9 protein-coding genes are annotated in these 9,632 nt (G+C 73.4%); 5 read left to right on the top strand and 4 right to left on the bottom strand.

The window, feature by feature from the left end; translation table 11 throughout:
• Positions 1–117: 117 nt before the first annotated feature.
• On the top strand, positions 118–993 hold the full coding sequence (locus BCD48_RS25185) for a hypothetical protein (RefSeq protein ID WP_071050839.1): 876 nt from the start codon (positions 118–120) through the stop codon (positions 991–993).
• 141 nt (positions 994–1,134) lie between these two features.
• On the opposite strand, the gene BCD48_RS25180 is transcribed toward BCD48_RS25185, so the two are convergent.
• The gene (locus tag BCD48_RS25180) at positions 1,135–2,052 is read right to left on the bottom strand and encodes an LLM class F420-dependent oxidoreductase (protein ID WP_071050838.1); all 918 of its coding nucleotides are present in this window, start codon (positions 2,050–2,052) and stop codon (positions 1,135–1,137) included.
• A 357-nt stretch (positions 2,053–2,409) separates the two neighbouring features.
• On the opposite strand from BCD48_RS25180, the gene hemL reads away from it, so the two are divergent.
• Together hemL and BCD48_RS25170 are read left to right on the top strand one after the other, a co-directional pair.
• Complete coding sequence (hemL, locus tag BCD48_RS25175) at positions 2,410–3,792, top strand: glutamate-1-semialdehyde 2,1-aminomutase (RefSeq protein WP_071050837.1); 1,383 nt, start codon at positions 2,410–2,412, stop codon at positions 3,790–3,792.
• Positions 3,789–4,583: a histidine phosphatase family protein gene (locus BCD48_RS25170; protein ID WP_083419151.1), complete on the top strand. Its 795-nt coding sequence runs from the start codon at positions 3,789–3,791 to the stop codon at positions 4,581–4,583. The genes hemL and BCD48_RS25170 overlap by 4 nt, the downstream gene beginning before the upstream one ends.
• A gap of 56 nt (positions 4,584–4,639) precedes the next feature.
• Here the strand turns inward: BCD48_RS25170 and BCD48_RS25165 are convergent, their stop codons facing one another.
• Both BCD48_RS25165 and BCD48_RS47195 read right to left on the bottom strand, forming a co-directional pair.
• Positions 4,640–5,290 (bottom strand): response regulator transcription factor, encoded by a 651-nt coding sequence (locus BCD48_RS25165; protein ID WP_198543380.1) that lies wholly within the window; start codon positions 5,288–5,290, stop codon positions 4,640–4,642.
• Positions 5,214–6,743, bottom strand: coding sequence for a sensor histidine kinase (locus tag BCD48_RS47195; protein WP_198543379.1), 1,530 nt, complete (start codon positions 6,741–6,743; stop codon positions 5,214–5,216). Before BCD48_RS47195 ends, BCD48_RS25165 begins: the two co-directional genes overlap by 77 nt.
• 339 nt (positions 6,744–7,082) lie before the next feature.
• On the opposite strand from BCD48_RS47195, the gene BCD48_RS25155 reads away from it, so the two are divergent.
• A complete protein-coding gene (locus BCD48_RS25155) occupies positions 7,083–7,868 on the top strand; it encodes an ABC transporter ATP-binding protein (protein ID WP_312622923.1) in 786 nt (261 codons plus the stop codon).
• Entirely contained in the window at positions 7,865–8,632 is a 768-nt protein-coding gene (locus BCD48_RS25150; RefSeq protein WP_071050833.1) for an ABC transporter permease, read from the top strand. The genes BCD48_RS25155 and BCD48_RS25150 overlap by 4 nt, the downstream gene beginning before the upstream one ends.
• Positions 8,633–8,951: 319 nt before the next feature.
• Here the strand turns inward: BCD48_RS25150 and BCD48_RS25145 are convergent, their stop codons facing one another.
• Positions 8,952–9,605, bottom strand: a complete 654-nt coding sequence (locus BCD48_RS25145; RefSeq protein WP_071050854.1) for a response regulator — start codon at positions 9,603–9,605, stop codon at positions 8,952–8,954.
• Between the last annotated feature and the right edge of the window lie 27 nt (positions 9,606–9,632).

The following is a 9,632-nucleotide window of genomic DNA, read 5'->3' as shown; positions in this document are numbered from 1 at the left end:
GAGCATTTTCGCGCACCCTTTGGCCCTCCAGTGACTTTGGATCATGGCCGCCGGGTACGCGAAGGAAGAGCATTTTCGCGCACCCTTTGGCCCTCTGCTCAGCCGCGAGGGAGCGCGATGTCCATCTTTGCGAGCCAGTTCGACCGCGCCCGGGTCTACACGGGCATGTACACCGGCCGGCCCGACGACACGACCTGGCGGACACCCCGGGGTGCCGCCACCGGTGGAGGAGGGCTCCTCGCCGGCGGGGTGGTCGCGGCCCTGGCCGCGGGCGGGGTGGTCGCCGGCCTCGCCGCGGCGGCGGCTGTCGACGCGTTCTTCGACGGCGACGCGGACGCGGGCGCCCATCACGACGCGCACGCCGATCCCCACCAGGACGGCCCCGCGGGCGCCCACTCGGACGGCCACGCGGACGCCATGGCCGATGCGCACGCCGGCGCGGAGAACGCGGCGGCCGATGAGGTGAGCGGCACCGGGTCCCAGGGCGCCGACGGCGCGGATGCCGACGGAGCGAATGCCCACGGGCACGCCGATGCCTGGGGCGCGGGCTGGGGGGACGGCTGGGACGACGGCTGGGACGCGGAGTCCAGCCACCGGCTGGCCGCCGGCGGCCACGCCGGGACCACGGCGGCCGGCCACGAGACAGACATGCTCGGGAGAACGGCCGGCTCGGAGGCCCATCAGCTCTTCACCGAGACAACCGCGGCCGACGCGGACTACGACAGCCAGGGCAGGGGCGAGTCGGGCCCGACGACGGGCCACACCGATCCGGGACATCTCCACGCGGAGGGCACCGAGAGCCCCCACACGGAGGGCACGGAGAACCCCGACGGCTCCGGTTCCGGTTACGACGGTTCTGGTTACGACACCTACAACGCCGCCGATCACGTCCACACCGGCCACGAGGAGGCCTGGGCGCACCAGGCCGGCCACACCGACGTCGGGTTCGGCGGCGACGGCGACTTCCCGTCCTTCCACGACGCCGGCTCCTGACGGTCAGCCGACCGTCAGGAGCAGCCTCGTCGCCCCGACCTGGCGCGATTCGCCGGCCTGGCCTGAACTCAACTAGTACCTGAACTCGCCTCGTACCTGAACTCGCCTGGTGACGGCGCATCAGCGGGCTGGCGCGAAGCGCTAGCCCTGGGCTAGGGCGCTCAGCAGGGTGCGGGTGCGCCGCTCCTCGGCGGTGCCGGGGGCGGCGAACACGTTGGCGACGAAGTCGGTCGTCCCGGCGGACGCGAGATCGGCGATCCGTGCCGAGACGGTGTCCTCGTCGCCGATGATCGCGACGTCCGCGGGCCCGGCGGCGCCCTCCCTGTCGAGCATCGCGCGGTATGAGGGCAGGCCACCGTAGATCGCGAAGATCTTGCCGGCCTGGGCGTGCGCGGTGGCCGGGTCGTCGGTGACGCAGACCGGCAGGGAGGCGGCCACCCGGGGCTCGGGCCGGCCGGCCGCCGCGGCCGCCGCCCGGATCGTCGGCACGATGTGGTCGCGCACGGTCGCGGGCCCCGTCATCCACAGCACGGTGCCGTCGGCGTGCGCGCCCGCCAGCCGCAGCATCGCCGGCCCGAGGGCCGCGACCAGCACGGGCACCCGCCCGAGCCGGGGCGTCGAGAGCCCGGCCGCGGCCCGCAGCGTCTCGCCCTTCACGTCCACGGGCTTGCCGTCGAGCAGTGGCACCAGCACCGACAGGTACTCCGACATGTGGCGCGCCGGGCGCTCGAAGCTGTAGCCGAGCATGTCCTCGATCACGATCTTGTGCGACAGGCCGATGCCGAGGGTGAGCCGGCCGCCGGCCGCGAGCGCCGTCGTCAACGCCTGCTGCGCGAGCGCGACCGGATGGCGCGGGTACGTCGGCACCACCGCCGTGCCCACCTCGATCCCGGGCACCTGACTGCCGACGACGGCCAGCGCCGTCAGCGCGTCCAGGCCGAAGATGTTCGACATCCAGGCCGACGCGAACCCGTCGTCGGCGGCCCGGGCCAGCGCGTCGCGCAGCTTCGCGAACGCGTCCGGCCCCTCCGGGCTCGGTAGCAGGGTCCCGATGCGCATGGCGACTCCGATCGTCCGGCCCGCGTGGCGCGAGCAACGCCGGAACACGGGCGGTGGTTGGCGCGGTGAGCGGCGCCTGCCACTATCGCGGAGCGGTCTCCGCGCCGCCACGGTGCCTGGGCCTGCCCGCGCCGGCCAACTGTGAGCTGTCTCACGTCCCGATGGCCCAAGGGTAAGCATTCGCCGGTGCGATCGAGGATGGCTCCTCGTCGACCGGGTCACGCCTGCCTGGCCTCCTCGGCCCTGGGGCGCGAACGTCGACGCGTCGACGAACTACCGAGGCTGACCGTCGAGGGACGGGACTCAATGGTGAGCAGGTCGCGAGCCGTGCCGGACGGACCTGCGAGGATCGGGGACATGCACGTTCCAGCGGCTGACACGGTGACCCCGTCCGCGGCACCGGCTTCCGAACATCTGTTCGCCCGCGCCGGGCGGGTCATTCCCGGTGGCGTCAACTCCCCGGTCCGGGCATTCCGGGCGGTCGGGGGCGTGCCGCGGTTCATGGTGTCCGGCAAGGGCGCCTACCTGACGGACGCGGACGGCCGGCGCTACGTCGACCTGGTCTGCTCGTGGGGGCCGATGATCCTCGGCCACGCGCATCCGGACGTCGTCGACGCGCTGCACCGGGCCGCCGCCGGCGGCACCAGCTTCGGCACCCCGACCCCGGGTGAGGTCGAGCTCGCCGAGACGCTCGTCGACCGGGTGGCACCGTTGGCGCAGGTCCGCCTGGTCAACTCCGGCACCGAGGCGACGATGAGCGCGATCCGGCTGGCCCGCGGGTTCACCGGCCGGCCGAAAATCGTGAAGTTCGCCGGCTGCTACCACGGCCACGTCGACTCCCTGCTGGCCGCGGCGGGCTCGGGTATCGCGACCCTCGGCCTGCCCGACAGCCCTGGGGTGACCGGCGCGGCCACCGCCGACACCATCGTCCTGCCCTACAACGACCTGGCCCTGGTCGAGGCCGCCTTCTCCGAGCACGGCGAGGCGATCGCGGCGGTCATCACCGAGGCCGTGGCGGCGAACATGGGCGTCGTTCCGCCCCTGCCCGGCTTCAACGCCGGCCTTCGCCGGCTGTGTGACCAGTACGGGGCGCTGTTCATCTTCGACGAGGTCATGACCGGCTTCCGGGTCTCCCGCGCCGGCTGGTGGGGCCTGGAGGGCGCCGCCGAGGGCTGGGCGCCCGACCTGTTCACCTTCGGCAAGGTCATGGGCGGCGGGCTGCCCGCCGCCGCCTTCGGCGGCCGCGCCGAGGTGATGGCCCGCCTGGCGCCGGCCGGCCCCGTCTACCAGGCCGGCACCCTGTCCGGCAACCCGCTGGCCGTCGCCGCGGGGCTGGCCACGTTGCGCGCCTGCACGGACGAGGTCTACGCCACCGTCGACGCCCGCGCCGCCGACGTCGCCGGCATCATCTCCACCGCCCTGACCGAGGCCGGCGTCGCCCACCTGCCCGCCAACGCCGGCAACCTGTTCAGTTTCTTCTTCACCGACGCCGCCGCCGTCATCGACTACGCGGGCGCCGCCGCCCAGCACACCGCCCGCTACGCCGCCTTCTTCCACAGCATGCTCGACGCCGGCATCTACCTGCCCCCGTCCGCCTTCGAGGCCTGGTTCGTCTCCGCCGCCCATGACGACGAGGCCGTCAACCGCCTCGCCGACGCCGCCCCCGCCGCCGCCCGCGCCGCCGCGGCGGTGGCCGACCCGCCGGTCGCCGCCGGCGGGCGCGGGGCGGGGGCGTCATGAGCGAGGCGGCGGAGCGGACGCCGGATGCCGGGAGCGCGGCCCGGCCAGGCGACGAGAGCGCCGGTGCGGGTGCCATCACCGACGCCAGCGCCGTCACTGGTGCTGGCGCCGTCCTTGCCGCGGCCGACGCGTCGCCCAGGGTTGCCGGTGAGCCGGGGACGACGACCGTCCACCTGGTGCGTCACGGCGAGGTCTTCAACCCCGAGAAGATCCTCTACGGCCGGCTGCCGAACTACCGGCTCTCCGAGACGGGGGAGCAGCAGGCCAAGGTCACCGCGGAGTTCCTCGCCGGCTTCGACGTGGCGGCCGTCATCGCGAGCCCGCTGCTGCGCGCCCAGCAGACCGCCGCGCCGATCGCCGCTGCCCACCGGCTGCCCGTGATCACCGACCACCGGCTGATCGAGAGCCGCAACTTCTTCGAGGGCAGGGCGTTCGAGGCGAACCCTCGCCTGCTGCGTGACCCGAAGATGTGGTCAGTACTGCGCAACCCGCTGCGCCCGTCCTGGGGCGAGCCCTACACCGAGATCGCCGAGCGGATGCTGCGCGCCGCCGCCGAGTGGCGCGACGCCTTCCCCGGCCGGCACATCGTGCTGGTCAGCCACCAGCTGCCCGTCTGGACCGCCCGCCGGGCCCTCGAAGGCCTGCGCCTCTTCCACCGCCCCGACCGCCGCCAGTGCGCCCTGGCCAGCGTCACCTCCGCCGTCTACGCCGGCGACGGCGCCCTCCTGCGCGTCGACTACGCCGAGCCCAACGGCCCCACCTCCACCACCGCCGGCTCCGTCGGCGCCTGACGTTTCGGGGCGATCGCCGGTCCGGCTCCGGCCGTCGGATGGGCGGAAGCACGAGGTCAGGAGTTCAGGTACCACAGCACGGCGAGAACTCGCCGGTTGTCCGCGTCTGAGGGCTGGAGACCGAGCTTGGTGAAGATGTTGCTGACGTGCTTTTCCACGGCCCGTTCGGTGACGACCAGCGCGGCCGCGATGGCGGTGTTCGACCGGCCCTCCGCCATCCTGGCGAGCACTTCCCGTTCGCGTGGGGTGAGGGTGTCGAGCGCGTCATGGCGCCGGGCGCCCAGCAGCTGCGTCACGACCTCGGGATCCAGCGCCGTGCCGCCACCGGCGACGCGGGTGAGCGCGTCGACGAACTCGGCGACGTCGGCGACCCGCTCCTTGAGCAGGTAGCCCAGCCCCGCCGCCCCGCGCGGTGATCGCCCGAGCAGGGCCGTGGCATAGCGGGTCTCGATGTACTGCGAGAAGACGAGCACGCCGAGCCCCGGGTGGTCCTCGCGCAGCGCGATCGCGGCACGCAGCCCCTCGTCGGTGTGGGTCGGCGGCATCCGGATGTCGACGACGGCGACGTCGGGCCGGTGCGCGTCCACGGAGGCGCGTAACGCGTCGGCGTCACCGACCGCGGCGACCACGTCATATCCGTGGTCGGTCACCACCTCCACGAGGCCGGCTCGCAGGATCCCCGAGTCCTCGGCGATGACAACCCGCACGAGAGATCCCCCTTCCCGCCGCCGGCCAGACATGCAGCGGAAGCTCGACCGTCATGACGGTGGGCCCGCCCGGTGGGCTGTCGAGGACGAGGCGCCCGTCGACGGTACCGACGCGCTCCGCCAGCCCGGCGAGGCCTCCGCCGGTCGCCGCGTGCGCGCCTCCGGTGCCGTCGTCGCGTACCCGCAGCCGCAGCATCCCACCCCGCCGGGCGGCGTCGACGGTGATCCGGCGCGCGCCGGCGTGCTTGACGGCGTTGGTCAGCAGCTCGGCCGCGCAGTAGTAGGCGATGGCCTCGATGGCCGCGGACGGGCGGTTCGACGCGTCGGCTGGCACGTCGACCTGGAGGTCCACCTGCACCGGGCTGCGGGCCGCGAGTGTGGTCAGCGCGGTACCCAGCCCCGTGTCCAGAACCGGAGGGTGGATGCCGCGGGCAAGGTCCCGCAGCTCGACGATGGCCTCCTTGGCGCCGCGATGTGCCGCGCCGACCAGCTCCCGGAGCCGCGGCAGGTCGACCTCGGCGGGTGTGTCTCCGGCGGCGTCGAGCTTCTCCGACGCCAGGCCCAGCTTCATGGCCAGGGCGACGAGCTGCGCCTGGGTGCCGTCGTGGAGGTCGCGTTCGATGCGGCGCAGTTGGGCCGCCGCGTCCTCGACCGCGAGCGCGCGGGTCCGCTCCAGGTCCCGAACCCGGCGGGCCGTTCCGGACGGGCCGAGCAGCGCCGGGATCAGCCACGTCTCGACCGACAGGACACCGCGCAACACCCACGGCGCGGCCAGCAGCATGACCATGCCCTGCAGGACGAGCAGGAGGATCTCCGGCCAGGTGTCGACGTGGAGGTCGCCGTAGTCGAGGACCGCCTGGCGCTCGTGCCCGTGTGCGTCGCGGTAACTGCTGCCCACGTAGCCGAAACTCCACAGGATCGGCGACGCGATGAGGACCAGCCCGTAGCCCCGGAAGAAGACGACGACCGCGAAGGACATCACCGACAGCGGCAACGAGATCAGCAGGTAGGCCCGTGCCCGCCAGGCGGCGCTGTCGCCGACGCCCGCGCCGACCCATCCGACGAACCCCGGTGCCCGGCGGGCGCGCTCGGGCGCCTCCACGGCGAGGTGCAGCAGAGCACGGGCCAGCGCCCGGCGCACCGCGCCGAGGAGGCGTGCACCGGCGGAGAACGCGGCGATCACCGGCAGGCCGACGAGGGTGACCAGCAGACCGGTGCCCAGGACGAACGTCACCACAACATAGGCGGCGCCGAGAATGCCGAGCGGAAACCCGGCGACGGCATAGGCCAGCTCGGCCCAGGCCCTGGCGGTGAACGGGGCGCGGACGGCGGCGCGCAGGACCCGGCAGGGCCGCGCGGACCACGGCGCGTCGGCGGCCCGCTGGACGTCGAACCACCTCGCGCGGCCTCGTACCTCGGTCACCGTCTCGTCGAGCGCGGAGTTCTTGATCATTTGTCACCTCGCCCGGGTGGGTGGAGCGGTCGCATCATGCTGGCGCGGGGACGGCCCTGCGCCCATGGCGGCAGCACCCGGACCCGGGGTACGGGCATCCGAACCACCGCCAGCCGACCCCGCCCCGACCCCGCCCCGACCCCGACCGCCCGTCAGGTCCGCGTCGGGCAGGAGCCGCGCCGAGACCTTGCCACGCCAGCGCGGGCCAGCGCTCGTCCTCGGCACGTCCCATGGGTCGGATAACCGAACCTCAAAAGGTCGTGCCGGCTCGATTTACCCCGCGACCGCCCGCCAGCAGCATCGGATCCGCCAGCTCCCCTCACCAAAGGAACGTCACCTGTGGATCACATAACGGCTCCTATCGAGGTGCATGGCCTGACAAAACGTCACGGTCACGTCATCGCCGTCGACGCCCTCAGCTTCGACGTACAACCGGGCCGGGTGACGGGCTTTCTCGGTCCGAACGGTGCCGGTAAATCCACGACCATGCGGATAGTCGTCGGTCTGGATCGGCCGGACAACGGTGGGACGCGGATCAACGGAATGCCGTACAACCGGCTGCGGTGGCCCCTGCGCGAGGTCGGGGCCCTGCTGGAGACAAAGGCATTCCACCCGGGACGGTCCGCCCGCGGCCACCTCGGGGCGCTGGCGGCGGGCGGTGGCATCCCTCGCCGGCGGGTCGAGGAGGTGCTCGACCTCGTCGGCCTGACCAACGCGGCCGGCCGCCGGGCCGGCACGTTCTCACTCGGTATGGCCCAGCGGCTCGGCATCGCCGCAGCGATGCTCGGTGACCCGGGCGTTCTGCTGTTGGACGAGCCCGCCAACGGCCTCGACCCGGTAGGGATCCGCTGGTTGCGTGACCTGCTCAGGTCGCTCGCGGCCGAGGGGCGGGCCGTCCTCGTGTCCAGCCATCTGATCGGCGAGATGGCCCTCACCGCGGACCAGGTCGTGGTGATCGACAACGGCCGGCTCCGCGCCGACACCACGCTTGCCGCGCTCACCGCCGAGCACGGCTCGCTGGAGAACGCGTTCCTCACCCTCACCACGAACGGTGAGGGCGGCCGCGACGGCGACCGCGACCAGGCCACCGACGTCGGCAGGATCCCCACCAGGAGGAACCCGTGAGCACCGTCTCGACGCACGACCGGGGCTACGGGTACGCCCACGCCGTCCGGATGGAGTGGATCAAGCTGCGGACGCTGCGGTCCACCCGCTGGACGCTGCTGGCCGCCATCGCCAGCGCCATCGGGATCGCCACCGCCGTCGGCGCCTCCGAGCACACCGACCCGGTGTCCGACGTGACGAACAGCATCCTGTCCGGCGTCGCGCCTGGCCTGCTGCTCCTCGGCATCCTCGGCGTGCTCACCATGACAAGCGAATACAGCTCGGGCATGATCCTGGCGACCCTGGCCGCGGTCCCGAACCGGCTGCGTCTGCTTGCCGCCAAGGCGACCGTGTTCGGCCTGGCCGCCCTGGCCGTCGGCGAGGCCGCCGCGTTCCTCGCGTTCTTCGCCGGCTCGGCCGCTTTGCCCCAGGGACAGCCGGCCCCTGCCCTCGACCAGCCCGCTGTGCTGCGCGCCGTCGTCCTGAGCGGAGCGGGACTGAGCCTGGTGAGCCTGCTCGGGCTCGGCCTGGGCGCCATCCTGCGGCACTCCGCGGTCGCCCTCGCCGTGTTCGTCGTCGGCGCACTGCTCGTCGGGCAGTTCGCGCTCGTGTTCGCGCCTTCGGCCGCGCGCTACGTCCCGCTGGGGATCGTCGCCAATTCCCTCGCGGTGGCCACGCCCAAGGCAGATGCTCTGTCGCCCTGGGCCGGCCTCGGCCTGCTCTGCCTCTACGCCGCCGTGGCACTCGGGGCCGGCGGGTGGCTGCTCACCCGTCGAGACTCCTAGCCACCGCGCACAGCCACCTCGGATCCACTGCGCGGAGACCAGACTGCCAGCGTCACGCACATATGAGTACCAGCCAGCCGCAGTGCGGACTACCGTTCTGACGCAGCCGCCAGTACCTGCCTGCCGCACGCGACGGCTCAGCCGCTGGAGCTGATCGAGCCCGGTCTCGTCCCCGCGCCCAAGCGGCGGACGGACAGCGACGTCCTCGCCTCCATGTGGGCGGGCGTCCTCACAAGCCCGGTGCCTAGCCGTCTCCGCGGCTTCAGGAGGCATCGCGCGGTCTCGAGGAGCCGACCGCCGATCGGGCTGTCGGGGGCGGTCAGTTCGGGGTGATGGGTGGGAGCAGGCCGCGTTCGAGCGCGACGGTGACGGCGCGGGTTCGGTCGTCGACCTGGAGCTTGGCGAAGATGCGCACCAGGTGGGTCTTCACGGTGGCCTCGCCGATGAACAGCTCGCGGGCGATCTGGGCGTTGGTGCCGCCGCGGGCGACCGCCGCGAGCACCTCGGTCTCGCGGCGGGTCAGGGTGACCGGCTCGGGCGCGCGCAGCCGGGAGGCCAGCCGGGCGGCGACGGGCGGGGCGAGCACGGTCTCGCCGCGTGCCGCCGCGCGGATCGCCTCGGCGAGCGTGTCGAGCGGGGCGTCCTTGAGCAGGTAGCCGGCGGCGCCGGCCGCGACGGCGCGGACGATGTCCGCGTCGCTGTCGTAGGTGGTCAGCACCAGCACGGCGACGCCGGGGTGGCTCGCACCGATCCGCTCGATGGCCGCGACGCCGTCCAGGCGCGGCATCCGCAGGTCCATCAGCACGACGTCGGGCAGCAGTTCCGCGGTCCGGGCGACGGCCTGCTCGCCGTCGGCGGCCGTGCCGACGACGCGCAGGCCGGGCTGGCTGGCGAGCATCCCGACCAGGCCCGAACGCACCACCGGGTGGTCGTCGGCGACGAGGACCCCGATCGTCGCCCGTTCTTCGTCCATCGTCACGATCTCCGCCTCCGTACGGTC

This window comes from Pseudofrankia coriaricola, assembly GCF_001854805.1.
In the GTDB taxonomy this organism is placed as follows: Bacteria; Actinomycetota; Actinomycetes; order Frankiales; family Frankiaceae; genus Pseudofrankia.
Note: the sequence above shows the minus strand (reverse complement) of the source record. Positions and strands in the feature narration are given on the sequence as shown.